Annotated in this window: 26 protein-coding genes; 14 read left to right on the plus strand and 12 right to left on the minus strand. The window is 71.7% G+C overall.

Going from position 1 to position 26,275, the window contains the following annotated elements:
• Positions 1 to 551: 551 nt before the first annotated feature.
• The 5 genes from AB0E90_RS07820 (at position 552) to AB0E90_RS07840 (ending at position 4,750) form a co-directional block, all read left to right on the plus strand.
• Complete coding sequence (locus AB0E90_RS07820; protein ID WP_360400964.1) at positions 552 to 1,496, plus strand: glycosyltransferase family 2 protein; 945 nt, start codon at positions 552 to 554, stop codon at positions 1,494 to 1,496.
• A 25-nt stretch (positions 1,497 to 1,521) separates the two neighbouring features.
• A complete protein-coding gene (locus AB0E90_RS07825; protein WP_360400967.1) occupies positions 1,522 to 2,322 on the plus strand; it encodes a glycosyltransferase family 2 protein in 801 nt (266 codons plus the stop codon).
• Positions 2,319 to 3,674, plus strand: a complete 1,356-nt coding sequence (locus AB0E90_RS07830) for a glycosyltransferase family 2 protein (RefSeq protein WP_360400970.1) — start codon at positions 2,319 to 2,321, stop codon at positions 3,672 to 3,674. Before AB0E90_RS07825 ends, AB0E90_RS07830 begins: the two co-directional genes overlap by 4 nt.
• Positions 3,675 to 3,770: 96 nt before the next feature.
• Positions 3,771 to 4,010 carry a hypothetical protein gene (locus AB0E90_RS07835; protein WP_360400973.1) on the plus strand — a complete coding sequence of 80 codons (240 nt, stop codon included), beginning with the start codon at positions 3,771 to 3,773 and terminating at the stop codon, positions 4,008 to 4,010.
• Between the two features lie 68 nt (positions 4,011 to 4,078).
• Positions 4,079 to 4,750, plus strand: a complete 672-nt coding sequence (locus tag AB0E90_RS07840) for a hypothetical protein (RefSeq protein WP_360400976.1) — start codon at positions 4,079 to 4,081, stop codon at positions 4,748 to 4,750.
• Here the strand turns inward: AB0E90_RS07840 and AB0E90_RS07845 are convergent.
• Positions 4,739 to 5,842 carry a ScyD/ScyE family protein gene (locus tag AB0E90_RS07845; RefSeq protein ID WP_360400979.1) on the minus strand — a complete coding sequence of 368 codons (1,104 nt, stop codon included), beginning with the start codon at positions 5,840 to 5,842 and terminating at the stop codon, positions 4,739 to 4,741. The two genes, AB0E90_RS07840 and AB0E90_RS07845, sit on opposite strands and share 12 nt — an antisense overlap.
• Positions 5,843 to 5,974: 132 nt before the next feature.
• On the opposite strand from AB0E90_RS07845, the gene AB0E90_RS07850 reads away from it, so the two are divergent.
• A complete protein-coding gene (locus tag AB0E90_RS07850) occupies positions 5,975 to 6,655 on the plus strand; it encodes a nucleoside/nucleotide kinase family protein (RefSeq protein WP_360400982.1) in 681 nt (226 codons plus the stop codon).
• A gap of 17 nt (positions 6,656 to 6,672) precedes the next feature.
• Positions 6,673 to 7,854, plus strand: a complete 1,182-nt coding sequence (locus AB0E90_RS07855) for a metallophosphoesterase (protein ID WP_360400985.1) — start codon at positions 6,673 to 6,675, stop codon at positions 7,852 to 7,854.
• Positions 7,855 to 8,025: 171 nt separating this feature from the next.
• Here AB0E90_RS07855 and AB0E90_RS07860 read toward each other — a convergent pair whose 3' ends face one another.
• A complete protein-coding gene (locus tag AB0E90_RS07860; protein WP_360400988.1) occupies positions 8,026 to 8,976 on the minus strand; it encodes an aminoglycoside phosphotransferase family protein in 951 nt (316 codons plus the stop codon).
• Between the two features lie 114 nt (positions 8,977 to 9,090).
• On the opposite strand from AB0E90_RS07860, the gene AB0E90_RS07865 reads away from it, so the two are divergent.
• The 3 genes from AB0E90_RS07865 (at position 9,091) to AB0E90_RS07875 (ending at position 14,821) form a co-directional block, all read left to right on the plus strand.
• Positions 9,091 to 12,576, plus strand: coding sequence for an ABC transporter ATP-binding protein (locus tag AB0E90_RS07865; protein WP_360400991.1), 3,486 nt, complete (start codon positions 9,091 to 9,093; stop codon positions 12,574 to 12,576).
• Between the two features lie 73 nt (positions 12,577 to 12,649).
• Positions 12,650 to 13,255, plus strand: a complete 606-nt coding sequence (locus AB0E90_RS07870) for a TetR family transcriptional regulator (protein ID WP_360400994.1) — start codon at positions 12,650 to 12,652, stop codon at positions 13,253 to 13,255.
• Positions 13,256 to 13,351: 96 nt separating this feature from the next.
• Positions 13,352 to 14,821 (plus strand): FAD-dependent monooxygenase, encoded by a 1,470-nt coding sequence (locus AB0E90_RS07875; protein WP_360400997.1) that lies wholly within the window; start codon positions 13,352 to 13,354, stop codon positions 14,819 to 14,821.
• On the opposite strand, the gene AB0E90_RS07880 is transcribed toward AB0E90_RS07875, so the two are convergent.
• Positions 14,822 to 15,724 carry a trypsin-like peptidase domain-containing protein gene (locus AB0E90_RS07880; protein ID WP_360401000.1) on the minus strand — a complete coding sequence of 301 codons (903 nt, stop codon included), beginning with the start codon at positions 15,722 to 15,724 and terminating at the stop codon, positions 14,822 to 14,824.
• Between the two features lie 451 nt (positions 15,725 to 16,175).
• Between AB0E90_RS07880 and AB0E90_RS07885 the strand changes: the two genes are divergently transcribed.
• The 4 genes from AB0E90_RS07885 to AB0E90_RS07900 all read left to right on the plus strand — a co-directional run bounded on the left by AB0E90_RS07885 (position 16,176) and on the right by AB0E90_RS07900 (position 18,126).
• A complete protein-coding gene (locus AB0E90_RS07885) occupies positions 16,176 to 16,595 on the plus strand; it encodes a DUF732 domain-containing protein (RefSeq protein WP_360401003.1) in 420 nt (139 codons plus the stop codon).
• A gap of 147 nt (positions 16,596 to 16,742) precedes the next feature.
• Positions 16,743 to 17,024 carry a peptidoglycan-binding protein gene (locus tag AB0E90_RS07890; RefSeq protein ID WP_360401006.1) on the plus strand — a complete coding sequence of 94 codons (282 nt, stop codon included), beginning with the start codon at positions 16,743 to 16,745 and terminating at the stop codon, positions 17,022 to 17,024.
• 17 nt (positions 17,025 to 17,041) lie between these two features.
• Positions 17,042 to 17,731, plus strand: coding sequence for a TIGR03089 family protein (locus AB0E90_RS07895; protein WP_360401009.1), 690 nt, complete (start codon positions 17,042 to 17,044; stop codon positions 17,729 to 17,731).
• A gap of 98 nt (positions 17,732 to 17,829) precedes the next feature.
• The gene (locus tag AB0E90_RS07900) at positions 17,830 to 18,126 is read left to right on the plus strand and encodes a class I SAM-dependent methyltransferase (protein WP_360401012.1); all 297 of its coding nucleotides are present in this window, start codon (positions 17,830 to 17,832) and stop codon (positions 18,124 to 18,126) included.
• Here AB0E90_RS07900 and paaE read toward each other — a convergent pair.
• From paaE to paaN, 9 genes are read right to left on the minus strand one after another with little or no spacing between them, the layout of a single operon-like run.
• A complete protein-coding gene (paaE, locus tag AB0E90_RS07905; RefSeq protein WP_360401015.1) occupies positions 18,110 to 19,165 on the minus strand; it encodes a 1,2-phenylacetyl-CoA epoxidase subunit PaaE in 1,056 nt (351 codons plus the stop codon). The genes AB0E90_RS07900 and paaE overlap by 17 nt on opposite strands.
• 1 nt (position 19,166) lies before the next feature.
• Entirely contained in the window at positions 19,167 to 19,661 is a 495-nt protein-coding gene (paaD, locus tag AB0E90_RS07910) for a 1,2-phenylacetyl-CoA epoxidase subunit PaaD (protein WP_360401018.1), read from the minus strand.
• Positions 19,658 to 20,536 carry a 1,2-phenylacetyl-CoA epoxidase subunit PaaC gene (paaC, locus tag AB0E90_RS07915; RefSeq protein WP_360401021.1) on the minus strand — a complete coding sequence of 293 codons (879 nt, stop codon included), beginning with the start codon at positions 20,534 to 20,536 and terminating at the stop codon, positions 19,658 to 19,660. Before paaC ends, paaD begins: the two co-directional genes overlap by 4 nt.
• An 8-nt stretch (positions 20,537 to 20,544) precedes the next feature.
• Complete coding sequence (paaB, locus tag AB0E90_RS07920; RefSeq protein WP_360401024.1) at positions 20,545 to 20,853, minus strand: 1,2-phenylacetyl-CoA epoxidase subunit PaaB; 309 nt, start codon at positions 20,851 to 20,853, stop codon at positions 20,545 to 20,547.
• Positions 20,850 to 21,776 (minus strand): 1,2-phenylacetyl-CoA epoxidase subunit PaaA, encoded by a 927-nt coding sequence (gene paaA, locus AB0E90_RS07925; protein WP_360401027.1) that lies wholly within the window; start codon positions 21,774 to 21,776, stop codon positions 20,850 to 20,852. The genes paaB and paaA overlap by 4 nt, the downstream gene beginning before the upstream one ends.
• On the minus strand, positions 21,773 to 22,651 hold the full coding sequence (locus AB0E90_RS07930) for a 3-hydroxyacyl-CoA dehydrogenase family protein (RefSeq protein ID WP_360401030.1): 879 nt from the start codon (positions 22,649 to 22,651) through the stop codon (positions 21,773 to 21,775). The genes paaA and AB0E90_RS07930 overlap by 4 nt, the downstream gene beginning before the upstream one ends.
• A 14-nt stretch (positions 22,652 to 22,665) precedes the next feature.
• Positions 22,666 to 23,403 (minus strand): enoyl-CoA hydratase/isomerase family protein, encoded by a 738-nt coding sequence (locus tag AB0E90_RS07935; RefSeq protein WP_360401033.1) that lies wholly within the window; start codon positions 23,401 to 23,403, stop codon positions 22,666 to 22,668.
• Positions 23,400 to 24,602 (minus strand): thiolase family protein, encoded by a 1,203-nt coding sequence (locus AB0E90_RS07940; protein ID WP_360401036.1) that lies wholly within the window; start codon positions 24,600 to 24,602, stop codon positions 23,400 to 23,402. The genes AB0E90_RS07935 and AB0E90_RS07940 overlap by 4 nt, the downstream gene beginning before the upstream one ends.
• The gene (paaN, locus tag AB0E90_RS07945; protein WP_360401039.1) at positions 24,595 to 26,265 is read right to left on the minus strand and encodes a phenylacetic acid degradation protein PaaN; all 1,671 of its coding nucleotides are present in this window, start codon (positions 26,263 to 26,265) and stop codon (positions 24,595 to 24,597) included. Before paaN ends, AB0E90_RS07940 begins: the two co-directional genes overlap by 8 nt.
• Positions 26,266 to 26,275 lie beyond the last annotated feature (10 nt).

The following is a 26,275-nucleotide window of genomic DNA, read 5'->3' on the forward strand; positions in this document are numbered from 1 at the left end:
ATCGTTTCACCAACGGTAAGGACGCCCGAAAGCTACGGGCCCGGTTGAACAGGCTCCCCATACCCACAAAGTATCCATCGTTCGCGATCTCGTTCGTCACTCGATCGAGCAGCCGCTCCGCACCTGGCACATCACTCTTCGTAATGTCGCTGTGCGGTGACCCAATTCACCGTGGCAATTCCGGCATGTAAGTCTTGTCGTGTTCTGAAGCCTTCTGCACACTAAGCGCGATATGTCGCCGGAACCTTTCCGTTTGCTTAAATGAGCGACCTGTCCGTTACTGAGGGTTACTCGTGTGACATAAGTCAAGATCTGGGCCGCAACCTGAACCCTGCAGGTCATCCAGTTGGCCTTCCCTTCCACCGGCGTATGCCGCCACCCTGTCTTTTCGGTCAGTTGACGCTGTGTAGCTGCTTGCTAAGTTGTTCTTCATAAGCGAGCGACCTGCGGATCTGCCCCTGGAATCCGCCGACAAGTTGCTTCGTCTTGGCACGGGAGGAACCCACATGGAGCTTTCGTCGAGAAACGGGAGCACGGAGGGTAACGACTCCGTGTCACCGACGGTAAGTGTGGTCATCCCGGCGCTGAACGAGGAGCGCAACCTCCCGCACGTGTTCGCGGCCCTGCCGGAGGGCGTGACCGAGGTGATCCTGGTGGACGGCGGCTCGGTCGACCGGACCGTGGCGGTCGCCCTCGAGCTGCGCCCCGACGTGGTCGTCGTGCAGCAGACCCGCAAGGGCAAGGGCAACGCGCTGGCCTGCGGCTTCGCGGCCTGCACCGGCGACATCATCGTGATGATCGACGCGGACGGCTCAACCGACCCGGCCGAGATCCCGCTGTTCGTGCAGCAGCTCGTCGACGGCGCCGACTTCGTGAAGGGCTCCCGCTTCTCCAACGGCGGGCACAGCCACGACATCACCAAGCTGCGCAAGGCCGGCAACGACGGCCTCAACCTGGTGGTCAACGTCCTGTTCGGGACCCGCTTCACCGACCTCTGCTACGGCTACAACGCGTTCTGGCGCAGCGTCGTGCCCGCCCTCAATCTGCCCGACACCCGCCTGCCGCAGCCGACCGACGGCAGCAAGCTGTGGGGCGACGGCTTCGAGATCGAGACGATGATCAACATCCGGGCGGCGGCCGACGGCATGACCGTCGGCGAGGTCGGCAGCATCGAGCACGCCCGCATCCACGGCGAGAGCAACCTCAACACCTTCCGGGACGGCTTCCGGGTGCTGCGGACCATCTTCAGCGAGTACGGCCGGATGCGCCGCCGCAACCGCACCGGCGTCCGCCGCCCCGGCGGCGTCATCGTGCACCAGCGCTCCAGCGCGGAATCCCGGGGCTACGGCCAGATGGCCAACCGCCCGGCGATCACCCGCACCGTCCCGCCGGCCGCCCCGATCAACGCCGCCCCGATCAACGCTCCGGCTCGTGAGGTCGGCACCCGCACCGGCGACATCAAGCCGCTGCGCATGCCGTCCTCGATCGAGGACTGACATCCCCTCCCCAGGAGCAGCTCCCATGAGAAACGCCGTCACGGTCGTCGTCGCGACCAACTCCCCCGAACGCTGGCCGACCCTGGTCCGCGCGGTCGCCTCGGCCCGGTCGCAGACCGTCGCGCCGGCCGAGGTCGTCGTGGTCGTCGACCACAATCCGGAACTGTTCCGGCGGATCCGCCGCGACCTCGCCGGCGTCACCATCATGGAGAGCACCAACCTGCCCGGCCTGTCCGGCGCCCGCAACACCGGCGCGTTCCACGCCGAGACCTCGCTGATCGCGTTCCTCGACGACGACACCGTCGCCGACCCGTCGTGGCTGGGCCGGCTGATCGCGCCGATGGCCGACCCTACGGTGATCGGCGCCCGCGCCGGCGTCACCCCCGAGTGGCAGACCACCCGCCCGCGCTGGCTGCCCGACGAGTTCCTGTGGGCGGCCGGCACGGCCGCCGCGGGCCGCCGGCCGGCCGGCACCGTGCTGCGGCGAGAGCCGTTCCGCCAGACCGGCGGCTTCACCACCGGCGACGACGTCGGCTTCGGATCGCGCATGATCGGCGTCGCCGGCGGCCGGTGGACGTCCGTGCCGGACGCCCTGATCCGGCACCTGGTGCCGGCCCGCGGCACCACGTTCGGCTCGTTCTTGCAGCGCTGCTACACCGAGGGCCGCAGCCTGCGGATGGCCGCGACCGGCCGGGCCGTGCTGCGCAACCTCGCTGCCGGGCAGGTGCTGCGCGCCGGCGGCGTGCTGGCCGGGGCGGCCGCCACCGCCGCCGGTTCAGTTCGTGTCCGCCGTGCCCCGATGCGGGTGCTCGCCCCGGCCCGATGAACGCAAAGCTGGGCCGGGCCTGGACGCCACCACAGCGCCCCGACCCGATCCTCACCGCGCCCCGGATCACGCCGACCGCCGCGGAACTGCCCGCCGTCGTCCTCGACCTCGAGCTGTCCGACCCGCTGCCGTCGGTGCCGGGCGTGCACCCCGACGGCCGTCGCGTCCGGCAGTCCTGGGTGCTCGTCCGGCTGTTCACCGAGCCGCTCGGCACCGTCCTGATCGACGTGCCCGACACCGGATTGCGCCCGGCCGACCTCGGCGCCGCCGTCGAGACCGGTCTCGGCCCGGTGCTGCGGCCCCGCGTCGGTGAACTGCCGCTGCCGATCGACGGTTACACCCCGGCCACCGAGCCCGCCTTCCTGGCCCGCCGCCGCGAGGTGCTGGCCACCGCGCCGCCGATCACCGTGGTGGTCTGCACCCGGGAACGCCCCGGCGCGCTCGCCCGCTGCCTGGACAGCCTGCTCGTGCAGAACTACCCCGCCTACCGCATCCTGGTCGTCGACAACGCCCCGGCCGGCGGCGCCACCGCCGAGGTGGTGCGCTCCGCCGCCCGCCGCGGCCCGGTCGACTACCTGATGGAGCCGGTCCGCGGCCTGTCGTGCGCGCGCAACGCCGCGGTCCGGGCCACGCCCGGCCGGGCCCTCGCCTGGATCGACGACGACGAGGTGGCCGATCCGCACTGGCTCGCCGAGATCGCCCGCGCGCTCGACGACCACCCGGACGCCGACGTCATCTCCGGCGTCACCCTGCCGGCCGAACTGGAGACCCGTGCGCAGCTGTGGTTCGAGCAGTTCGGCGGGCACAGCAAGAACCGCGGCTTCACCACCGCCGTGTTCGGGCCGCGGTCCGGCAGCGAGCAGAGCCCGCTCTACCCGGTGCCGCCGTTCGCGATCGGCGCCAACATGGCGTTCCGGCCCGGCGTGATCGAACGCATCGGCATGTTCGACACCGCGCTGGGCGCCGGCACGCCCGCCATGGGCTGCGAGGACACCCTGGCCTTCACCCAGGTGCTGATCGGCGGCGGCACGATCGTCTACCAGCCGACCGCGCTGACCCACCACTTCCACCGGCGCGACCTGGACGGCCTCAAGCAGCAGATGGTCGGCCACGCCACCGGGCTGGCCGCGGCCTACACCGGACTACTGCTGTCGCGGCCGCGGCTGATCTGGCCGCTGCTGCGGCTGGCGCCGACCGCCCTGCGCGAGCTGAACACCATCTACACACCACCGTCGCAGACCCTGCGCGACGACTTCCCGAGCCACCTGCGCCGGGCCAACCGCCGCGGCATGCTGGCCGGTCCCGCCGCCTACCTGAAAGGCCGGTTCCGGGCCAGACGAGCCACCCGCTGAGGTGACTGGGGTGATGCCGCCTCTGCCAAAAGTCGTAGATTCGGGTCCCGCTCCGGACCGAAGCGGCGGTCCCCCGCGACCCGGAAGGCTACGGCCATGTCCATCGATCCTCTCCGGCTGGCCGAAGCCGCGGTCGCGGCGACCCTGATCCTCGGGACCACCACGCTGCCCGCCGCCTGGAACACCCTCGACCCGACGATCGGGGCGGTGCTCGCCACGATGTGGATGATCACCACCTCTGGTGTCTACGCGCTACACGCCGTAACCTTCGACTTCTTTCGGCTTACAGGTCAGCAGCGACGACGGAATTTTTCCGTCACGCGCGGTAGGCGCTGAACCGTCTTTCGGCCCGGCCCGTATTTCCCGGCAAGACGTTGGCGCTTCAACCACCGGGAGCGACGAAGATGTTCCGACTGATCCAACTCCACACCGACAACGGCGTCCCTCGCATCGGGGTCGAGGCCGACGGCTACGTCAGCGCCCGGACCGCCCTCGCGCATTACCGCAGCCGGCCGGCCGCCTACTTCGGCGTCGGCCGCTTCGACCACGAGGGCACCCTCGCCGAGATCATCCTGGACCGGCTGTGCGGCCCGCTGGGCGACTGCCCGCGGCCCGCCTCCGTCGTGCACGCGCGCACCTACCAACGGTTGTGCGCCACCTGCTCGCTCGGCCTCGAGGTGCTGACCGTGCCCGAGCTGGCCCGCATCCTCGGCATCGCCTGCCGCCTCGCCCCGGTCCTGGCCCGCTCGGGCCGGCACGCCCGGCTCGAGGTCGCCTCGCCCGCCGGCAACCGCATCGCCCGCGAGTTCGCCTCCCACGTGCACGACCCGATCTGGCGCCTCGAGCTCTGCGCCGAACTGGCCCGCGACGCCGGCTCGGTCAACGGCCTGCTGATCGGCGTCGGCGCGCTCACCCACCGGGACGTGCTCGACCTCTATCCGCGGCTGCGCACGCTCGGCGACGAGCTGCCGGTGGGCGTGCGCGAGGAACTCAGCCGGGCCACGGCCCGCCCGCTGTCACCCGCGGGCGTGGCCGGGCTCCGGATGGGCCTCAGCGCCAAGGCATCAGCGGAGTGACACCCGCAGCACCGTGCCGTTGCCCGCACAGGTGCTGCAGTTGCTGACGAACGCGTTCCGCCCCCGGATCGCCAGGCCGCCCGGCGCGGTCAGCCCCGTCGACAGGATCTCCTTCTTCCTGCCGTGGCCGTCGAGGCGGATCAGTGCCCCGGTCCGATCGCCGGAGAGCAGCCCGTTCTTCGCGATCTCGAGCACGTAGAGCTGGTGGTCGGGCCCGAACGCCAGGTCGATGATGTTGGTGAAGCCACTCGCGAACACCGTCGGCTGGTGCCCCGGGCGCACCCGCCAGACCCGCGCCTTGCCCGCGAGGAACGGGAATCCGGTCAGCTCACCCACGTAATAGGCGCCGCCCGGTCCCGGCACCACCGAGGTCGGCACCGCCTGCATCGGGATCGGTGTGCCCGCCGGTGGCCCGTCCGGGATGCCGGCCGGCGCCGGCACCGTCCGCGCCGGGAACACCGCGAGCGTCGACAGCTTGCCGCGCGAGCTCACCCGAACCAGCGAATTGCCACCGGCGTCGGCCACCACCTCGCCGTCGCGCGCCACGGCCACCGAGTTGGGGTTGGTGTCCGGCGGCTGCACGCCGTCGGGGTTGACCCGCTTCTCGAACGCCCCGAGGTCGGCCATCACCCGGCTCCCCCGGTAGAGCTTCGCCATGCCGGACAGCTGGGGCATCTGCGACCGCAGGTCGGGGCTGCCGCCCAGACCGACCGTGTAATAGAGCGTGCCGTGCCGGTCGACGGCGACGTCGGACACGCCACCGGCCTCGGTGCCCGCCGGCGACGCCACCGACGGCAGCCCGCGCAGAATGCGCTTCTGCCTGCCGTGCGACACCCGGGTCACCGCGGCCGACCGGCCGAAGCAGACCTTGCCGCCCTCGGGACCCTCCTCCTGGCACGGCCCGGCGCCGCCCCTGCCCGCCTCGGCCACATATAACGCCCCGTCCGGCCCGAAGGCCAGGCCGCGTGGATTGTCCAGCCCGATCGCGACCGGGAACGGTGGCGGGGAACCACCCGCCGCGGCCGGCGCCGCCGAGACGAGCACGGCGCCGGCCGCGAGGGCGGCGGTGAGAGCGACACGTTTCGTGATCATGTAATCCCCCTGAGTGGTTGCCGAACAGTCAGGACCCTCCCCCCGGGGGAAGGTCAAGCCCATGGCCCGAACGGGCCGGCCACCCGCCACGTCGTTGATCCGACCTCGAACAGGTGACGTACCTTCAAAGTCATGAGCCTGACCTTCGACACCCTCGTCGACCGGGCGAAATCCCTGGTCGCGAGCGGGGGCCGGGCGGTGCTCGGCATTGCCGGGGCGCCCGCGGCCGGCAAGAGCACCCTCGCCGAGGAGCTGGTCGCCGCCCTCGCCCCGCAGCCCCCGGCCGGCCTGGTGCGGGACCGGTGGATCGCGCACGTCCCGATGGACGGCTACCACCTGGCCGACGCCGAACTCGTCCGCCTCGGCCGGCGCGACCGCAAGGGCGCCGCCGACACGTTCGACGCCCTCGGCTACGCCGCCCTGCTGCGGCGCGTGCACGACGACCAGGACGAGATCATCTACGCCCCCGGCTTCGAGCGGACCATCGAGCAACCGATCGCCGGCACCATCCCGATCGAGCGAGCCGCGCGCCTGATCGTCACCGAGGGCAACTACCTGCTGCTGGACACCCCGCACTGGCGCACGGTGCGCCCGCTGCTGACCGAGGTCTGGTACGCCGATCTCGACCAGGACACCCGGCTCGACCGGTTGATCGCCCGGCATGTCCGTTTCGGCAAACCCCAGCAGGCCGCGATCAGCTGGGCCACCGGCACCGACGAGCGCAACGCCGCCGTGATCGCCGCGACCCGCGACCAGGCCGACCTGATCGTTCCCGCCGAGTTGATCCGCCGCATCGGCACACCGCCCGCCTGAAGTGGCATGCTTCATTCGTGTCAGTCGGTGAAACGGTAGAGGCCGAACCGAAGCGCCGCGGCGGTCGCGCCGCCCGCTTCGGCCTGATCCTCGTCGCGGTCCTGCTACTCCTCTTCGGCGTCCCGTGGTGGACCCTGGTCATGTCCGGCAACCACTGGCCCACCCCGGTCGCGGTGATCGGCACGATCGTCTTCGCGCTGACCGCCGTCGCGTTCCCCGGCCTGATGTTCGCCGGCCACGGCCGCAACCACCACGACTGGCCCGCCAAGATCGGCGACACCCTGATGGGCATCGCCTGGGTGCTCTTCGTCTGGTCGATCCTCGGCCAGGTCCTCACCCTCATCCTGTGGCTGAGCGGCGTGGATTCCCCGGCTCGCTACCGCATCGCCACCGCGGTGGTCATTGTCATCGCTCTGGTCCTGCTCATCTGGGGGTACGCGGAGGCCATGCGCGTGCCTCGCATCCGCCGGGTGGACGTGACCCTGCCCAGGCTGGGCGCCGGCCTCGACGGCCTGCGCCTGGTCCTGATCACCGACACCCACTACGGCCCGCTCGACCGCGCCCGCTGGTCGCGCGGCGTGACGGTCGCGGTCAACGCCCTCGACCCCGACGTGGTCGCCCACACCGGCGACATCGCCGACGGCGAGGTCGCCCAGCGCCGCGAGCAGGCCGCCCCGCTCGGCGACATCCGCGCCTCGCTGGCCCGCGTCTACGTGACCGGCAACCACGAATACTTCAGCGGCGCCCAGCGCTGGGTCGAGCACATGGCATCGCTCGGCTGGGAGGCCCTGCACAACCGCCACCTGGTGATCGAGCGCGGCGGCGACCGCCTGGTGATCGCCGGGGTGGACGACCGCACCGCGGCCGGCTCCGGCGTCCCCGGCCACCACGCCGACCACGAGGCCGCCCTGGCCGGCGCCGACCCCGAACTGCCGATCCTGCTGCTCGCCCACCAGCCCGCCCAGATCCCCGGCGCGGTGGCGCACGGCGTCGACCTGCAGATCTCCGGCCACACCCACGGCGGCCAGATGTGGCCCTTTCACTACCTGGTCCGGCTCGACCAACCGGTCCTGCAGGGCCTGTCCCGCCACTCCGACCGAACTCAGCTCTACACCAGCCGCGGCACCGGCTTCTGGGGCCCACCGTTCCGAGTCTTCGCCCCCAGCGAAATCACCCTCCTGACCCTGCACAAGGCCTGACCCAGCGCCCTCGCATCCCAGACGCGCCGCCGGCCGACGTCACACCGACTTCCTTGAATCCGGCCCCTCGGGGTGTCGTGGTCGGCCCGGAATCCAGGAAATCGGGGTCTGGCGTGGGGCGGACAGTCGCGATCAAGCTGACCGATGGCAGCTTGGCGCCCGGGACGCCTGCTACCTACGGCTGATGTAGTCAGCTGCTGCCAGCATCTGGGCGGCGACCGGCTGCACCCCGGCCACCGTCAGCACCAAGCCGGTCGTCACTCGTTCGACCAGGCCCCACTCCCAGATCGCCTGCGGATCGGTGCCGGTGCGTGCGGCCAGCCAGCGGGCCCGGTCCCATGGGTCGGACTCCATCAGCTCGACCGGGTCCTCCCGCATGAGGACGCCCAGGTCGCACTCCGGCTCGGCGATCAGCCCGTCCGGGTCCACCAGCCTGAACGCGGCCTCCGCGGGGTCGTCACCCGGTGCTAGGCGTCCTAGGAGGCTAGGCTCATCGGCCAGTGCCGGGACGCTCAGGGCGTTCCACTGGTGGACGTCGCCGTGGATCAGCACCGCGCGGGCCGGGTTCCAGGCTCGGCGGCGACTCTCGGCCGCGGCCAGGGCCTGGTCGACGGCGGCCGCGCTGCACGGTTTGCCCAGCTCGCTCCACTTTCGAGGGATATAGCTCGCCTGCCACTCGGCCCGGGTGACCGCGGTCGGCAGGTCCGCGCCGGTCGGCCGCCACAGCGCCGACGCCAGGTCGGTGAGGATCTCCAGGCGGCGGGGCTGCGGGATGTTCAGGTCGGCCATCGACGGGCCCAGGTGCTCGAGAAGCAGGGCGCCCCGGCCCTCGTCGTACTCGTAAAGGCGGCAGCAACCATCGCCCGCGGCCAGCCGGAGGACGGTCATTTCGTGGGCGGCGGCCGCGCTGCGGCGGGGCACCAGCACTTTGAGGACGGCGGGGGTGCCGTCGTTACGGGTCACGCTCACGACGTACGCCTCAGTCGCGTCACCGAAAGTGACGCCTGGCCGCAGCCCCCATTCGCGGCAGAGGCCGTCGATCAGCCGGGGAAGTTCGGTCAGCCAGGCGGAAGCGCCGGCGTCGAGCGCCTTGGCCCGCACCGCGGCCGGAATATCTCGCACGGAAGCCGATGGTGACACACGTGATATGCGGCGGCCACGTAATTGCGTTGTAGGTTCTCCGGCCCCACCGGAGGATGGACGCACCGCCACATCGTCGAGCCCCAGGGGTGTCTCATGCGTTTGCTTCGCGACCTGTGGGCCACTTCCCGGCGCCGAACTAGCCTGGTGGGCCTGCTGATTCTCATCGGCGCCGCCGGTCAGGCCGGCGCGCTCGCGCTGACCGGCGCCGTCCTGGTCAATCGATCGATGCCGCTGTTCGCCGTGCTCGCGGGCGCGCTGGTCGCGTCCGTGCTGAGCGACGTGGTGGTCGGTCTGGTGACGGCCGGCCTCACCGCCGACTGGGCCGCGCGGATCCGTCGTGGCCTCAACCGGGTCGCTTTCGGGCAGCCCCTGCCGGCGCTGGAGAACACGCCGGTCGGCGAGCTGCTCGACCGGATCGACGCCGACGTCTACGCGGTCGGCTCCGAGCTGCGCGGCAGCGGCGTGCGGATCGCCCAGTCGGTGGCCGTCGCCACGCTGTCGATCGTCACCGCGTTCTTCGCGTGGTGGCCGGCCGGCGTCGCGATGGTGTTCGTGTCGTTCCTGCTCTACGTCACGATGAACAAGCCGATCCAGCGCATCTCCCCGTTGCGGATCAGCGAGGAGGAGGCCTGGTCCGACCTGGCCGCGGTGATGGAGGAGTCCATCCACGGGCAGGACGACGTGCGTACGAGCCTGGCCGCGCCGTACGTTCGGGGGCTCTACGCACAACGGTCCCGCGAGGTGCTGCGCCGTGGCCGGCTGGTCTGGCGGTCCTCGTCGCGCATCACGATGGGCGCCGGCACGATCACCCGGTCGCTGATCGCGGTGCTCGTCGTGGGCGGCGCCTGGGGGCTGCTCGAAGGCCACATCAGCGGCGCCCGGCTGACCGCGGTCTGGCTGCTCGCACTCGGCTTCGGCGGCACCCTCGAGCACGTCACCCGCATGGTGCCCGAGCTGCAGAACGCTCTGGGCGCGTGGAGCCGGGTGCAGCTGCTGCAGGACGTGCCGCAGGAACCGACCGGCGGCCTGCCACCGGTCGACGGCGACCTGACCGTCCGTGATCTGACTTTCCACTACGGCGAGTCGGACAGCGGGCGGCCGGCGGCGCTGCGCGACGTGAGCCTGAGCTTCACCCGCGGCCGTTCGTACGCGTTGATCGGCCGCACCGGCTCCGGCAAGTCCACCCTGGCCAAGGTCCTCACCCGGGCGGTCGAGGTGCCGCGCGGCACGGTGTTCCTCGGCGACGCCGACCTCAACGATCTCGACATCGAGGGCCTGCGCCGCTGGACGGCGATCGTCCCGCAGCGCACCGAGATCCTGGCCGGCACCCTGGCGGAAAACATCGCGCTGTTCGATCCGGAGCTTCTGCCGAAGGCGGCCGCCGCGCTGGACGAGCTGGGCCTGACCCCGTGGGCGTCGAGCCTGCCGGACGGCATCGACACCAAGCTCGGCGAGGGCGGCTACAAGTTGTCCGCCGGCCAGGAACAGCTGGTCGCGTTCGCCCGCATCCTGGTCCGCGACCCGCACGTGGTGATCCTCGACGAGGCCACCGCACGGATGGACCCGGTCACCGAGACCTGGGTGCAGCGGGCCACCGACCGGCTGCTCATCGGCCGGATCGGCGTGATCGTGGCGCACCGGCTGTCGAGTGTGCAGCGGTGCGATGAGGTGGTCGTGCTGGCCGACGGCAAGGTGCTCGAGGCCGGCCCGCTGCGTCAGTCGCGCCGGTTCGCCGAGCTGCTGGCGTCGAGCAGCCTGACCGTTCCGGCCAGCACGGCCGGCAGCGGGAGCGGGGTCGCGCTCGCCGAGCGCGACTGGGACACCGCGGTGCAGGTCGAGCTGGGCGCGGAAGCCCTGGCGAACACGCTGCCCCCGGTCGAGCCGCCGCCGCTGCCCGAGCCGCCACCGGCCCGCACCATGCGGGAGATCCTGCGCCTGGCCACCAACGACCCACGTTATGGCCTGGGCGCCGTGGTCTTCTTCATCCTGCTGATGGCGCTCGGCCTGGACGGCCCGATCCTGCCGGTGCTGTGGACCAACGTGGTCGACGGTTCCGGAAACCCGCTGCTGCCGGCGATCGGGATCGCGTCCGGCCTGATCGTGGCCATCCCCACGCTCTACTACACCGGGGCCTGGTTCCCGGAGTGGTGGGTGCGGCAGATGCTGCGGATCAGCCTGCGCCTGGTGCACGGCCAGATCGGCCCGCGCCGGGTCAGCCGGCACACCCCGGCCGAGGTGGTCGCGCAGGGTGGCGACACCGAGCGCGTGGTCATGCTCGCCGACAACCTGATCGACAACGTGACCAGCCTGATCCTCATCGTGCTGATGACGGTCGCGTCCCAGTCGGTCGTGCCGGGCCTGTTCTTCCTCTGCACGATGGTGGTCTCCGGCCTGGCCGCGACGATGTTCGGCCCGCGGCTGGAAAGAGCGGCCCGCCGCACGGTCGCGTCCCGGGCGGCGTTCGCCACCGCGCTGGTGTCGTCGCTGTCCGCGGCGCGCACGGTGAAGCTGGCCGGCGCAACCGAGCCGGTGCTGAACCACCTGGCCACGCTCGACACGGTCCGCAGCGACCGCCAGCGCCGGGAGATCGCCATCCAGGTGTGGGCCCGCTCGACGCCGTCGATCGTCAGCGGCCTGCTGCCGATCGCGGTGTGGGCTCTTTATCTTGGCGGAAACCTCAGTTCGGCGGCCGCCCTGGTCGCGGTGTCCACGCTGGGCGCGGCGAGGTGGTTCGCCTGGACCACCGCGTCGCTGGTGTCGCAGATGCCGTCGGCCCGGGTGTGGACGCGCCGGACGGTGGCCATGACCGGCGTCTCCGAATACACGTCGGAGGTTCCCGGCGTGGACATCTCGGAGGGCACCGCGCCGGCCCCGCCGACCGCACCGCGCAACCCGCTCAACCGTCTCGAGCTGCGCCACTTCAGCGCGGTCCACGAGAACGGCACGCTCGGGGTGAAGGACGTCGACCTCACGGTCGACCGCGGCCAGCTGGTGCTGGTCGTCGGTCCGGTGGGTTCCGGCAAGTCGTCGCTGCTGCGGGCGCTCGCCGGGATCGTGCACCACACCGGCGAGCTGCGCTGGAACGACAACGACGTCGACGAGCCGGAGGTGTTCCTGCGGCCCAACCAGGTGGGTTATGTCGCCCAGCTGCCGCGGGTGCTGTCCGGCACGGTCGCCGACAACATCCAGCTCGGCCACGAGCTGGATGCGGCCGACGCGGTGTCGACCGCTCAGCTGGAGCACGACCTGACCGCCTCGGGCGGCGGCCTGCAACTGCTGATCGGTCACAAGGGCACCCGGTTGTCCGGCGGCCAGCTGCAGCGGCTGGCCCTGGCCCGGGCCTTGGCGCCGCGCACCGAGCTGCTGATCGCCGACGACGTCTCGTCCGCCCTGGACGTGACGACGGAGCTGGAGCTGTGGCGGGCACTACGCGCCCACGGCGTCACGGTGGTCGGCTCGACCTCGAAGCGGGCCGCGCTGGCCCAGGCCGACAAGGTCGTGATCCTGATCGGCGGCCGGGTCGAGGACCAGGGCTCCTGGCCGGAGCTGGAGCGACGGTGGGGCCACCTGGCCGGCTGAGCTGAGGGCACGCTGAGAAAACTGCGGGGCACGCATCTTTGCGTGCCCCGCAGTTTTTGGTAGCGTTGCCGTGGTGGGGCTCCGGGAAGAGAAGAAGCTGGCGACGCGGGCGGCGTTGAGCTGGTCGGCGATCCGGTTGATCGTCCAGCGTGGTTACGACAAGGTGCTGGTGGAAGACATCGCCGCCGAAGCCGGTGTCTCACCCCGCACGTTCAACAACTACTTCGGCAGCAAGGCCGAGGCGGTCGCGTCGCGGCACCTCGACCGCTGCCGGCGCATGGCCGAGGTGCTGCGTGAGCGCCCGGCCGGCGAACCACTCTGGGACTCCATCACTCACGCGGCGATCGAGGTGTTCAAGCCGGGCCCCGAGGTGACCGCGCACCCGAGACCCGACCGCGACGCGTGGGCGGCGGGCCTGCAACTGATGCTCACCGTCCCGGCCATCCAGGCCGAGTTCCTGCGGGCGGCCGCCACGGCGGAGTCCGCGCTGGCCGATGCCGTGGCCGCCCGCACCGGCACCGACGCCGCCAAGGATCTCTACCCGAACCTCGTCGCCGCGGCTGTCCTCGCCGCCCAGAACGTCGTCAGTCAGTCGTTCCTCAGCAACCGGACCAGCATGCAGGCCCTGATGACGAATGCTCTGCGCCAGATCTCCGAAGGCCTGCCCCCACCCGAGTAGCCGCCATTTCGTGACACCCGCCTTTCTTCGAAAAGGACGGGGCGGTCAGTGCTGCGTTTGTGGACTTCTTTCCGCGTACGATTAGAAGGGGTTGACATGGTTTTTGATGTGGTTATTTCCGGAGCCGGACCCAATGGGCTCATGCTTGCCTGTGAATTGGCGCTCGCCGGGGTGCGGCCGCTGGTGCTGGAACCGCGCACCGGGCCGTCGGCCGAGCAGCGCGCCAACGGCATGGTCGGGCAGGTCATCCGCCTGCTCGACCGGCGTGGCCTCTACGAACCACTGATCGGCGAGAAACCGTCGCCGGCTCAGCAATTCATGTTTGCTGCATTTCCGTTGCCGCTTCATCAGCTCGCCGACAATCCCGTTTACATCGTCATGGTGCCGCAACAGAAGATCGAGGCGATGCTCGCCGCCCGGGCCGCCGAATTGGGCGTGACAATTCGCCACGGGCATTCCCTGATCGGTATGGAGCAGAAGGACGACCGGGTTCTGATCGACGCCGACGGGCCGGAGGGCAATTATCGGATCGAGGCGCGCTATCTCGTCGGCGCGGACGGCGGCAAGAGCATCACCCGGAAACTGGCCGGCATCGGTTTCCCCGGCGTCACCACCGACCGCACGATCAGTCGCACCGCTCACGTCACGGTCCCGGCCTCGATGCGTGACCCGGTCACCGGCGGTCTGCGAGTGCCCGGCTACGGGGTGATCCCGCCTTTCCTGCACCATCGCACCGAGCGAGGGCTGATCGCCTACGCGCCGTTCCCCGACGGACGGACGCTGCTCAGCGTCAACACGGCCGACCTGCCCGCGCCGGACGCCGATCTCACCCTGACTGAGCTGCAGGATGCCCTGGCACATGTGCTCGGCGGCATCGAGGTGCCGCTCACGCCGCCCGCCGGCGACGGGCCGCACCTGCTGCGCCGCCTGGCCGGTGGCAACACCCGGCTCGCGGAGCGTTACCGCGACGGCCGGGTCCTGCTGGTCGGTGACGCGGCGCATGTGCACTCGGCGATGGGTGGTCCCGGCCTCAACCTCGGCCTGCAGGATGCGGTGAACCTCGGCTGGAAACTGGCCGCGACCGTGCGCGGCTGGGCTCCGGACGGCCTGCTCGACACCTACGAGACGGAGCGTCGCCCGGCGGGCGAACGCGTCACCATGCACACCCTCGCGCAGCGGGCGCTCGTCGGACCGGGCCCGGAGGTGACCGCGCTGCGCACGCTCTTCGCCGAACTGCTGGGCGAACCCGCGGTGCTCGAGCGCATCGCGTCGCTGATCGCCGGCTCCGACTTCAGGTACGACCTGGGCGACAGCACGTCGCCGCTGGTGGGACGGTTCGCGCCGGAGATCGGCCCGGAGAGCAGGACCGGCCGGCCCTTGCTGGTCGACAGCACCGGTTCGCTCACCGGTGTCGCCGAGCCCTGGCGGGACCGGGTCGACGTGATTCCCGGAGAGCGGTCGATGCTGGTGCGGCCGGACAACTACGTCGCCTGGGCGTCGGGCGATGCCGGAAGCCTGCGGGAGGCGCTTGGTCGCTGGTTCGGCGCCCCCGCCGCGGTCGCATGATTATTTGATCTGGGCCTTGAGCTGGGAGATCACCTTGGTGACGGTGTCGGCCGGGATCGCGAAACCGACCCCGATGCTGCCGGTGCTGGTCTGACTGGCAGTGGCGATCGCCACGTTGATGCCGATCACGTGACCGGACGTGTCGACCAGCGCGCCACCGGAGTTCCCCTGGTTGATCGCCGCGTCGGTTTGGAGCAGGCCGGACAGCTTCTCGTCACCGGTGTCGACGCTGCGGTCCAGCGCCGAGACGATGCCCGAGGTGACCGTGTCCTCCAGGCCGAGCGGCGCCCCGAACGCGAGCACGGTGTCACCGACGACCACGGAGTCATTGGTGCCGAACGTGACCGGGGTCAGGCCGGACAACCCGGTCGCCTGCACCAGGGCCAGGTCGTTGGTGGTGTCGGTGGCGACCACGGTGGCCGCCACCGTCTTGCCCGACGACAGCCGCACGCTGACCGTGCCGTTCTCCGCGATCACGTGATTGTTGGTGAGGATCAGCCCGTCCGAGCTGATGATCACACCCGATCCGATCGACGACGCCTGGCTGCTGTCCACCATCACCGTCACGACGCTCGGCTGCACGGCCTTCACGATCGTCGCGAGGGAGTCGGTCTCGGTGGAGGTGCTCGTCGAGGTGGCCGACGTGACGCTGCTGGTGGTGGCCGCGGCGGCCGGGTGGTCGATGAGGTAACGCTCGGCGAGCACGCCACCGGCCGTGCCGCCGCCGGCGACGAGCGCGAGCACGGCGGCCCCACCGGCGACACGGCGCGGCCAGCGGCGGCCACCGTTCGAGGGCATCACGTACGGCGGTTCCGGCGGCGGCGGGGGCGGCGTGCCGCGGTCATCCTCGCTCGGGCCGTGGGCGCCACGGTAATAGGGGGGCCGGGTCATCAGATCGGTCATGGCGACGCCTCGCTTCGTTCTGGCTGATGCGTCAACAGTTGCGCGCGACCTTGTTCAGATCCGGTGAAGCGTCTGTGGCTTTGCTGTATGCCGCCGGTCACCCGTCCGGGTCGCTTCGCCACCCGGCGGTGGGCGCGCCGCCGCTTCGAGCAGCGCTGGCCTCTTAACCTTTTCGGGTGTCTTTAGCCCGTTTCACCACAATCCGAGTGCCGTTGCCGCCCCGCTCCGGTCCAGCGGGCACCCCGCCGCCCCACCCGGCCCTGTCCGCCGAGACCGTGGTCGCGCCCATCGTGGCCGCCCCCGCGGCCACCCTTGCCGCCCCCGCGGCCACCGTGGCGGCGGCCGCCCGCACTCCGCGGCCCGGTCTTCGCGTGTGGCCGCCGGCGGACGAACCGTTTCTGCTCCGGCCGGGTGGGGCAGCGCTGTCGGCCGACCGGGGAAGGGACCGCCGATGAGGCGCACGCTTATCGCGTTCGGGCTGCTCGTGGCGCTGGCCGGATGTTCGTCGCCGGAGGAGGAGGCGGCCCCCGTCGCCGCCGCGCCCGCTTCCGAACCCGTCCAGCAGGCGACCACCACGCAGTCACCGCTGCTGACGCACCGGCCGGAGCCGAAGCGGCCCAGCCGATCGCCGCAGACGAAGAAGACATCACCGCCGGCCCTCGACGGTTTCCTGGCCGCCGTGCAGAAGCAGTTGCCGCAGGTGGCGCTCGACCGACGGGACGAGGAGGTGGAGGCGCTCGGCGAGCAGGCCTGCACCGCCATCGCGGCCGGCCGGAGCGCGACGGCCGCGGCCGGTGAGCTCAGCGAGGAGGGTGTGCCGGCGGCCGACGCCCGCAAGCTGGTCGCCCTGGCCGGCGCCACCGTCTGCTGAGCTCGGCCTGCAGTCATCGGCCTCTGGGGCTCGGCCGAAAGTCGGAACAGGACACAGGTTTCTCGGGACCTAGGTCCGATGTGCCGCACAGGCTTCCTGCGGATTCTTGACGTATCCCGTCCCCCCGGGATCCGGCAGGAGGCAGACATGTCCGCACGAGAGATGCTCAACAACCTCGGCACCGCCGTCGGTGGCCTGATCGGCTGGCCGGAGACCGCTCCCCCGGCCGATGCGGCCACCGTGCGTGCCCTGTTCGCCGACCTCGGCGCGACCGTCGGTGACACCGACGAGGAGCTGGCCGAGCTGGTGAGCGCGTTCCAGGCCCGGGTCGGCCTCGAGGCCGACGGGGTGGCCGGCCCGCGCACGATTCACCTGCTGGTGCGCTATGCGACCGAGGTCCGCGAGCGTCACCTGGACGTGGCTGCGTAATTCGCTAATCTGCCCCGATGGGCGAGCTGTTCACCTACTACGACGACGCGACCGGCGAACGCATCGGGCTAACCGCGGCGCAGCTCAGCGGCTGGTCGGCGGCGACGGCCGCACTGCTCACCGAGGGCTGCGGGCTCGGCCCGGGCGATCAGGCGGCGGTGCTGCTGCCCCCGCACTGGCAGACCGCGGCGGTGCTGCTGGGCGCCTGGTCGGCCGGCATCGAAGTTTCCTACCGGGGTTGGGCGACCGCCGGTCTCGCCCCCGCCGGCGATCCGCTCGACGTCACGTTCGTGCAGCAGCGGCGGATCGGCAGCTGGCTCGACGAGGTGCCGGCCGGCCGGCATCAGTTCGTGCTGGGCCTGGCCCCGGCGGGCGCGCCGGCGACGGACGTCCCTGAGGACTACCGCGACTTCGCCACCGAGGTGCGCCCCTATCTGGGCGCGGCGCCGCCGGCTTCACCGATCGGCCCGGCGAGCTTCGGCGAGTACGCGGTGGTAGCGGCCGGCCTCGCCGAGATGCACCGGATCGGGCCCGGCGATCGGGTGCTCATCCAGGCGGACGCCTCCGAGCAGCCGCTGATGTGGCTGCTCGCCCCGCTCTCGGCGGGCGCGTCCATCGTGCTGTGCGCCAACCTCGACGAGTCCCGGCTGGACGACCGCGTCACCGCTGAGGGCGTCACCCGCGTGCTCGGTTCGCCGGTTCCGTGATCGCCAGAACCTGCGCATCGGGAACGTCGCCGTTCGGAGATCTACTGAGAACGTTCGACTTCTGTAGATCATCCAATCGTGCCGGTAGCGTCCGGCGCATGGCGGTATTCGACCAACTCGCCGAGCTTTACCAGGGCGAACACAGCAGCAACCCCTTCCAGACGGCGCTCGTGGAACGTGTCAGCGCGCTACTTCCCACCGATGCCTCGGTGGTGGACCTCGGCTGCGGCACCGGCCTTCCCACGGCCAAGATCCTCACGGAGGCCGGCCACCGGGTGGTCGGCGTCGACATCTCCGAGGGCATGCTGAAGCTGGCTCGCAACCAGGTCCCGGCGGCCGAGTTCGTGCACGCGAACTTCGCCGAGCTCCCCGCCGACTTCAGTCGTCGAAGGTGACCACCAGCTTCGGGGTGACCGGCGTCGACTGGCAGGTCAGCACGAAACCGGCCGCCACCTCCCCCGGTTCGAGGGCGAAGTTGCGCCGCATGGCCACCTCGCCCTCGACCACCCGCCCGCGACAGGTCCCGCAGACCCCGCCCTTGCAGGCGAACGGCAGGTCGGGCCGGGCCCGCTGCGCCCCTTCGAGAACGGTGTCGCCCTCGGCGACGGCAACGGTGGTGGACCGCCCGTCGAGCACCACGGTCACCTCGCTGGCCGGCCCGGCGGGTCGCGGTTCGTCCCGCCGGGGCTCCGGCGGCGCCTCATCGACCCAGAACAGCTCCCGGTGGATCCGCTCCGGCGCCACGCCGGCCTCGCTCAGCACCTCGACGGCGTCGGTGACCATCCCGAACGGCCCGCACAACCACCAATGATCAACCCCACCGACATCGATGAGTACGGGTAACAACTGCCGAAGCTTTTCCGCGTCGATCCGCCCACTGAGCAGGTCGACCTCCCGGGCCTCCCGCGACAGCAGGTGCACCAGTTCGAGCCGCGAGGGATGACTGTCCTTGAGGTCGGACAGCTCCTCCGCGAACATGACCGTCGCCGCCCGCCGATTCCCGTACAGGATGCTGACCTGGGCCTTCGGGTTCCGCAACAGGGACGCGGCGATGGACAGCACCGGCGTGATCCCGGACCCCGCCGCGATCATCACGTGCCGGCCGCCGGCCGCCAGGTCGGGCGTGAAGCTCCCGCTCGGCGGGGCCACCTCGACCGCGTCGCCGACCTGCAGCTCCCGGACGAGCCACCCCGACACCATCCCGCCCGGCACCTCACGCACCCCGATCCGCGGCCGCGAGCCCTCGGCCGCACAGATCGAGTAGCTGCGCCGCTCGTCAACACCTCCCGGCCGCCGGACCGTCAGCGACTGCCCGGCCCGGAACGCGTAGAGCGACGCCAACTCCCCCGGCACGTCGAAGGTCACGGCCACCGCGTCGTCGCAGAGCCGTTCGATCCCGGCCACCCGCAGCGGATGAAAGTCACGCACGACCACGTCAGATCTCCTTCACGTGCTCGAACGGCTCCCGGCAGGCCGGGCATCGCCGCAGCTCCCGGCAGGCGGTGGCGGAGAACGCGGCCAACTGCTCGGACTCGGCGTGCCCGCACCGCGGACAGGCGACCGAAGCCGCCCGCACCCCGAGCATGAGCGGCACCGGCCCGGCCCCGCGTCGGGGCGCCGCACCGGGCGGCGCGATCCCGGCGGCGGCGAGCTTGGCCCGCCCGGTCTCGCTGATCCAGTCGGTGGTCCAGGCCGGCGCCAGCACGGTGCGCACCCGGGCCGGCCCGAATCCCGCCTCCGCCAGCGCCCGGACGATGTCGTCGCGCATCGCTTCCATGGCCGGGCAGCCCGAGTACGTCGGCGTGATCGTCACGACGACGCCGTCCTCGCCCGCACGCACGTCCCGGACGATCCCGAGCTCACCAAGCGTGAGCACCGGCAGCTCCGGGTCGGCAACCGCCTCGACCACCTCCGCGGCGGTGGCGGTCACCACACGCCGCCGGGGACGGCTCGGGGCAGTTCCTGCATCTCGGTCAGGATGGCGGTCAGCTCCGGGCCGTGGATGCCGTCCCGGCCGCTGCCCCCGGCTACCGCCTGCAGCTCGGGCGGCGCCGGCAGGGTGGCCACCCGGTGCACCTCACGCAGGACGCTGTCATATTCCGCGCGCAGCGTGGACGGGTCGACCGCGACACCGGCCGCGGCCAGCCGCAGCTCGAGCTCGTGCGGCGCGAACAGCTCGCCGGCCAGCGGCTCCACCGCGTCGGCGGCGGCGCGCATGCGCGTGTGGGACACGTCGGTGCCGTCGCCGAGGCGGACCACCCAGCCCGCGGCGTACTCCCGGTGGTACGCCACCTCCTTCACGCCCTTGGCGCCGATCGCGGCCAGGATCGGGTCGCGCGAGGCGGTCAGCCGGTCGAGCAGGGCCAGCCGCCAGGTCGCGAAGACCAGCAGCCGGGCGATCAGGTGGGCGAAGTCCTCGTCGAGGCGCTCGGCCAGCCGCACGTTGCGGAAGCCGGCCGGATCGCGCAGGTAGGCCAGGGAGTCCTCGTCATTTCCGGTCCCCTCCACCTCGGCGGCCCGGCTCAGCAGCAGGCGGGCCTGGCCGAGCAGGTCGAGGCCGATGTTGGCGAGCGCCATCTCGTCCTCGAGCTCGGGCGCGCGGGTCACCCACTGCTGCAGCCGGTGCGACATGACCAGGGCGTCGTCGCCCAGCATCACGCAGTACGCCGCGAGGTCGGCGGGCGGCACTCCGTCGGGCGCCGCGGTGGGCACGCCGGCTAGCGGGTCGGCGAACCCCGTCCCGTACGCCCAGCGGCTGTCGTCGTCGTGGTCGGTGAGCGCGTCGTAGGCATCGTCGAAAGACATGGCCGGCCTCAGATGTGCGGAACCGAGTCGGGAATGGAGTAGTACGTGGGGTGGCGGTAGACCTTGTCGCCGCTGGGTGCGAAGAAGGCGTCCTTGTCGGCCGGCCCGGAGGACACGACGTCGTCGGAGCGCACCACCCAGATGCTGACCCCCTCGTTGCGCCGCGTGTAGAGATCACGGGCGTGGTGCAGCGCCATCTCGTGGTCGGCGGCGCGCAGCGAACCGACGTGCACGTGGTTGAGGCCGCGCTTGGCCCGCACGAACACCTCGAACAGCGGCCATTCGTGTTTGATCTCGCCGTTGATCTGGTCGCTCATGCGCGTGCTCCCGCCCGTTTGGCCGCGTGCGCCGCGGCGGCTTCGCGCACCCAGGCGCCCTCCTCGTCGGCACGCCGCCGGTGGGCGAGGCGCTCGGCGTTCATCGGGCCGGAGCCGGCGATGACCTTCTTGAACTCGACCCAGTCGATGGCGCCGAAGTCGTAGTGCTCGCGTTCGGCGTTCCACCGCAGGTCGGGGTCGGGCAGGGTGACCCCGAGCGCCTCCGCCTGCGGGACGCTCATGTCGACGAACCGCTGCCGCAGATCGTCGTTGCTGTGCCGCTTGATCTTCCAGGCCATGGACTGGGCGCTGTTGGGCGACTCCGCGTCGGGCGGCCCGAACATCATCAGCGACGGCCACCACCAGCGGTTGGTGGCGTCCTGCACCATCTCCCGCTGTGCCGGGGTGCCGCCCATCATGGTCATCAGCAGTTCGTAGCCCTGCCGCTGGTGGAAGGACTCCTCCTTGCAGATGCGGATCATGGCTCGCGCGTACGGGCCGAAGGAGCTGCGGCACAGCGGCACCTGGTTGCAGATGGCGGCGCCGTCGACCAGCCAGCCGATCACGCCGACGTCGGCGAAGGTCAGCGTCGGATAGTTGAAGATCGACGAGTATTTCTGCCGGCCCTCGATGAGGCGCCGGGTAAGGTCGCCCCGGTCGGCGCCGAGCGTCTCGGCCGCCGAGTAAAGATAGAGGCCGTGGCCCGCCTCGTCCTGCACCTTGGCGAGCAGGATCGCCTTGCGCCGCAGCGTCGGCGCCCGGGTGATCCACGCGCCTTCCGGCTGCATGCCGATGATCTCGGAGTGCGCGTGCTGGGCGATCTGCCGGATCATCGTCTTGCGATATCCGTCCGGCATCCAGTCGCGGGGCTCGACCCGCTGGTCCTTCGCGAGGGTCTGTTCGAAGACCTGTTCGCCGGTCATGACGCCTCCCAAGTGAAGAACCCCTGCCCCGTCTTGCGGCCCAGCTCGCCCCGGGCCACCTTGTCACGCAGCAGCCGGGGCGGGGCGAACCGATCGCCGAGCTCGGCATGCAGATGCTCGGCGATGGCCAGCCGCACGTCCAGGCCGACCAGGTCGGTCGAGCGCAGCGGGCCCATCGGATGCCGGTAACCGAGCTCCATGGCCCGGTCGATCGCGGCGGCGTCGGCCACGCCCTCCTCGAGCATGCGGATCGCCTCGAGGCCGAGCAGCACACCGAGCCGGCTGGTGGCGAAGCCGGGCGAATCACGCACCACGACCTCGGTCTTGCCCAGCCCGGCCACCCAGGAACGGGCGGCGTCACGCACCTCGTCGCCGGTCTGCGGCGCGACCACCACCTCGACGAGGCTGCTGGCCGGCACTGGGTTGAAGAAGTGCATGCCGAGGAACCGCCCCGGCCGGCGCAGCCCGTCGGCGATGCCGGCGACCGACAGCGAACTGGTGTTGGTGGCCAGCACCGTCTGCTCGCCGACCGCCTCCTCGGCCGCGGCGAGCACCCGCACCTTGAGCGCGGCATCCTCCGGCACCGCCTCGACCACCAGGTCGGCGCCCGGCGGCAGGGCCGCGATGTCGTCGACCAGCAGCAACCGCTCGAGCACGGCGTCCGCCGACTCGGTGAGCTTGCCCTTCTCCGCGGCCCGCAGCAGCCCCATGGCGACCCGGTCGCGGGAGGCCTTGGCCGCGGCCGGGTCACGCTCGGCCAGGCAGACGACGGCGCCGGCCACCGCGAAGACCTGCGCGATCCCGGCCCCCATCCGCCCACCACCGATGACACCGACCGTCTTGGGCACAGCGGCCTCGATCAGAGAGCTCACCACGTTGCCTCCCGCGGTCATGGCCGGTCTCCGGCCAGGAACGCGTCCATCCGGGTCTGTTTGTCGGTGGACTCGAAGAGGATGGCCTGGGCCAGGTCGTCGGTCACCGGGTGGCCGCCCGGCGCGTCGGCGACCAGCTTGGTCAGGCGCAGAGCGAGCGGGGCGGAGCGGGCCATCCGGTCGAGCAGCGCGTGCGCCCGCTTGAGCAGGTCACCCGCCGGGACGACCTCGGCCACCAGGCCGCAGCGCAGCGCGTCGTCGGCGTCGAGCCGGCGGCCGGCCAGCAGGACCTGCTTGGCGACGGACGCGCCGACCAGGTCGCGCAGCCGCCAGCAGGCGCCGGCCGCGGCGAGGATGCCGAGGCCGGGCTCGGGGTTGCCGAAGACGGCAGCGGGCGAGGCGAGGCGGATGTCGCATGAGTACGCCAGTTCGGCGCCGCCGCCCAGCGCGTAGCCGTCCACCGCGGCGACGGTCGGCATCGGCAGCCGGGCGAGGCGGTCGAAGAGCCGGCTGTTGATGCCCTGCAACGCCTGGTCACGGCCGCGTTCGCGCAGTTCGCCGATGTCCGCGCCGGCCGCGAAGACCCCGCCGTCGCCGGTGAGCAGGAGCAGCCGCGGCCGCTCCTCCAGCACGGTGCACACGTCGTGCAGCTCCCGCACCATGGCCGCGTTGATCGCGTTGCGCGCCTCGGGGCGGCGCAACGTCACGACAACTCGGTCGTCGAGCTCCTCGACCGCGAGAGTCGGGCCCGTCATGGCCGCTCCACCAGCATCGCGACGCCCTGGCCGACGCCGACGCAGAGGGTGGCGAGGCCGCGGCAGGCGTCCTCGCGTTCCATCCGGCCGAGCAGCGTGACGGTGAGCCGGGCGCCGGAACAACCCAGCGGGTGACCCAGGGCGATGGCGCCACCGTCGGCGTTGACGCGTTCCTCGTCGAGCTTCAGGCGGCGGAGCACGGCGAGCGACTGCACGGCGAACGCCTCGTTGAGCTCAACGGCCTCCAGGTCGCCGACGCCCCAGCCGGCCCGGGCCAGGGCTTTCTCGGTGGCCGGAACCGGGCCGAGGCCCATCAGCTGCGGGGCGACCCCGGCACTGGCGCCGGTGACTATGCGCGCCCGCGGGGTCAGGCCGTAGCGCTCGACGGCCGCGCCGCTCGCCACGATCAGGGCGGCCGCGCCGTCGGACAGCGGTGACGAGGAGGCGGCGGTGACCACGCCGCCGGCGCGGAACACCGGCTTGAGCTGGCCGAGCTTTTCCAGGGTGGAGCCGCGGCGCGGGATCTCGTCGGTGGTCAGGTCGCCGACCGGGGTGATCTCGGCCGCGAACCGGCCGGCGTCGATGGCGGCGATCGCCCGCTCGTGGCTGCGCAGCGCGAACGCGTCGCTGTCGGCCCGGGTGATGCCGTCGAGGGCGGCCACCTCCTCGGCGGTCTCCCCCATGGAGAGGGTGACGCGGCGGTCCTCCGGGGCGGCGCCGGCCGTCCGGTCGTGCTCGGTGAACGCCGGGTTGGTGAAGCGCCAGCCCAGTGAGGTGTCGGCGACCTCGCCGGGGCGGGCCCAGGGGGTGCCCGGTTTCTGCATCACCCACGGCGAGCGGGTCATCGACTCGACGCCGCCGGCCACGATCAGATCGGCCTCACCGGCGCGGACCTGGTTGGCGGCCGAGATGATCGCGGTGAGGCCGCTCGCGCAGAGCCGGTTGACCGTGTAGCCCGGGATGGTGTCGGGCAGGCCGGAGAGGAGCACCGCCATCCGGGCGACGTTGCGGTTGTCCTCGCCCGCCTGGTTGGCGGCGCCGAGAATCACCTCGTCGATCAGGTCGACCGGCGCGCTCGCGCGGGTCACCGCCTCGCGCACCACCTGGGCGGCGAGGTCGTCGGGGCGGACCCCGGCGAGCCCACCGCCATATTTGCCCTGCGGCGTGCGGACACCGCCGACGAGATAGGCCTCAGACATGGTGGCGGGACTGCAGCGCGAAGAACCGGCCGCTGACGAAGTGGTCGTCGGTCAGGGATGCCGTCGCCGCCGGGTTGGCGCCGGTGCCGTGCAGGTCGCTGAAGGCGGCCGTCTGGTTGACGAAGACGCCGCCGGTCAGGTTTTCGGACAGGTGGACGCCGGCGTCGAGCGCGGCCTCGCGGGCGGCGGCCAGGACCTCCGGGGAGCTCGAATAGACCGCCGCGGTCAGCGCGCCGTGTGCCCGGACCGTCTCGACGAACACCTCGAGGCTGTGCGAGGTGGAGTCGGTCGCGATCAGGAAGGAGACCGGGCCGAACCACTCGCGGGTGTAGGTCTTCTCGTCGGCGGCGTCGAGCCGGGCCACGACCGGGGTGCGGATGCTGGCGTTGGGGAACTGGTCGTCGGCGACCTCGGCGGACGGGTGGACCACCGACGGCAGGTCGCCGGCCTCGGCGAGCCGGCCCCGCACCCCGTCGTTGACGATCGCGCCCAGCGTGCCGGCCGCCCGTTTCGGGTCGCCGAGCAGCTTGTCGAGGGCGGCGGCAAGGTCGGCGCCGAACTCGTCGAAGCTCTTGTGGCCCGCGTCGGTCTCGATGCCGTCCCGTGGGACCAGCAGGTTTTGCGGGGTGGTGCACATCTGGCCGCTGTAGAGCGACAGCGAGAACGACAGGTTGCGCAGCAGGCCCTGGTAGTCGCCGGCGGAGTCGACGATGACGGTGTTGAGGCCGGACTTCTCGGTGTAGACGACGGCCTGACGGGCGTTGGCCTCAAGCCAGTTGCCGAACTCGCTGGAGCCGGTGAAGTCGACGATGCGCACGTCGGGGTGGGTGGCGAGGGTGGCCGCGATGCCGTCGCCCGGCTCCTCGACGGCGAGGGTGACCAGGTCGGGGCTCTGGCCGGCCTCGGCCAGCACCTCGCGGCAGATCTGCACGGTGATGGCGAGCGGCAGGACGGCGCCCGGGTGCGGCTTGACGATCACCGGGTTGCCGGTGACCAGGCTCGCGAACAGGCCGGGGTAGCTGTTCCAGGTCGGGAAGGTGTTGCAGCCGATCACCACCGAGACGCCCCGGCCGACCACCGTGGTGGTCTTTTCCAGGCGCAGCGGGTCAGCGCCACGCTGCGGCTTGGCCCAGCTCGCGCCGGCCGGCATCCGCGTGGTGGCGGCGAGAGCGTAGGCCACCGCCTCGAGCGCGCGGTCCTGCGCGTGCGGACCGCCGGCCTGGAACGCCATCACGAACGCCTGGCCGGTGGTGTGCTGCACGGCGTGGGCCAGCTCGAAGCTGCGCGCGTTGATCCGCTTGATGATCTCGGCGGCGACACCGGCCCGGCCTTCCGGACCGGCGGCGCGCCACGCCGGGACGGCGGCCCGGGCGGCGGCGACCAGGGCCAGCGGGTCGGCTTTCGGGTAGCTCACGCCGAGCTCGATGCCGAACGGGGAACGCTCGGTGGCCACGGTGCCGACCGCGCCGGGCACGTCGATCGGGAACTGTTTGCCGAGGAGCGCGGTGAACGCCCGCTCGCCGGCGGGAGCCGCGTCCTCGCCGTAGACGGACTTGCTCGGCGACTCCGGGAAGGCGGACCAGTAATCCCGCTCCTGGGCAGCCTGAACGGCCCGATCGAGCAGCTCGCGATGCGTTTCGTACAACTCGGTGGGGGTTGTCATCTGCGCTCCA

Source organism: Actinoplanes sp. NPDC026619 (assembly GCF_040638295.1).
In the GTDB taxonomy this organism is placed as follows: Bacteria; Actinomycetota; Actinomycetes; order Mycobacteriales; family Micromonosporaceae; genus Actinoplanes.

Bases quoted from the DNA above. Each gene is read 5' to 3' on its own strand.
- AB0E90_RS07825 (WP_360400967.1), top strand. From the start codon at position 1,522: ATGAGAAACGCCGTCACGGTCGTCGTCGCGACCAACTCCCCCGAACGC.
- AB0E90_RS07830 (WP_360400970.1), top strand. From the start codon at position 2,319: ATGAACGCAAAGCTGGGCCGGGCCTGGACGCCACCACAGCGCCCCGAC.
- AB0E90_RS07835 (WP_360400973.1), top strand. From the start codon at position 3,771: ATGTCCATCGATCCTCTCCGGCTGGCCGAAGCCGCGGTCGCGGCGACC.
- AB0E90_RS07840 (WP_360400976.1), top strand. From the start codon at position 4,079: ATGTTCCGACTGATCCAACTCCACACCGACAACGGCGTCCCTCGCATC.
- AB0E90_RS07845 (WP_360400979.1), bottom strand. From the start codon at position 5,842: ATGATCACGAAACGTGTCGCTCTCACCGCCGCCCTCGCGGCCGGCGCC.
- AB0E90_RS07850 (WP_360400982.1), top strand. From the start codon at position 5,975: ATGAGCCTGACCTTCGACACCCTCGTCGACCGGGCGAAATCCCTGGTC.
- AB0E90_RS07865 (WP_360400991.1), top strand. From the start codon at position 9,091: ATGCGTTTGCTTCGCGACCTGTGGGCCACTTCCCGGCGCCGAACTAGC.
- AB0E90_RS07875 (WP_360400997.1), top strand. From the start codon at position 13,352: ATGGTTTTTGATGTGGTTATTTCCGGAGCCGGACCCAATGGGCTCATG.
- AB0E90_RS07880 (WP_360401000.1), bottom strand. From the start codon at position 15,724: ATGACCGATCTGATGACCCGGCCCCCCTATTACCGTGGCGCCCACGGC.
- AB0E90_RS07885 (WP_360401003.1), top strand. From the start codon at position 16,176: ATGAGGCGCACGCTTATCGCGTTCGGGCTGCTCGTGGCGCTGGCCGGA.
- AB0E90_RS07890 (WP_360401006.1), top strand. From the start codon at position 16,743: ATGTCCGCACGAGAGATGCTCAACAACCTCGGCACCGCCGTCGGTGGC.
- AB0E90_RS07895 (WP_360401009.1), top strand. From the start codon at position 17,042: ATGGGCGAGCTGTTCACCTACTACGACGACGCGACCGGCGAACGCATC.
- AB0E90_RS07900 (WP_360401012.1), top strand. From the start codon at position 17,830: ATGGCGGTATTCGACCAACTCGCCGAGCTTTACCAGGGCGAACACAGC.
- paaC (WP_360401021.1), bottom strand. From the start codon at position 20,536: ATGTCTTTCGACGATGCCTACGACGCGCTCACCGACCACGACGACGAC.
- paaB (WP_360401024.1), bottom strand. From the start codon at position 20,853: ATGAGCGACCAGATCAACGGCGAGATCAAACACGAATGGCCGCTGTTC.
- paaA (WP_360401027.1), bottom strand. From the start codon at position 21,776: ATGACCGGCGAACAGGTCTTCGAACAGACCCTCGCGAAGGACCAGCGG.
- AB0E90_RS07935 (WP_360401033.1), bottom strand. From the start codon at position 23,403: ATGACGGGCCCGACTCTCGCGGTCGAGGAGCTCGACGACCGAGTTGTC.
- AB0E90_RS07940 (WP_360401036.1), bottom strand. From the start codon at position 24,602: ATGTCTGAGGCCTATCTCGTCGGCGGTGTCCGCACGCCGCAGGGCAAA.
- paaN (WP_360401039.1), bottom strand. From the start codon at position 26,265: ATGACAACCCCCACCGAGTTGTACGAAACGCATCGCGAGCTGCTCGAT.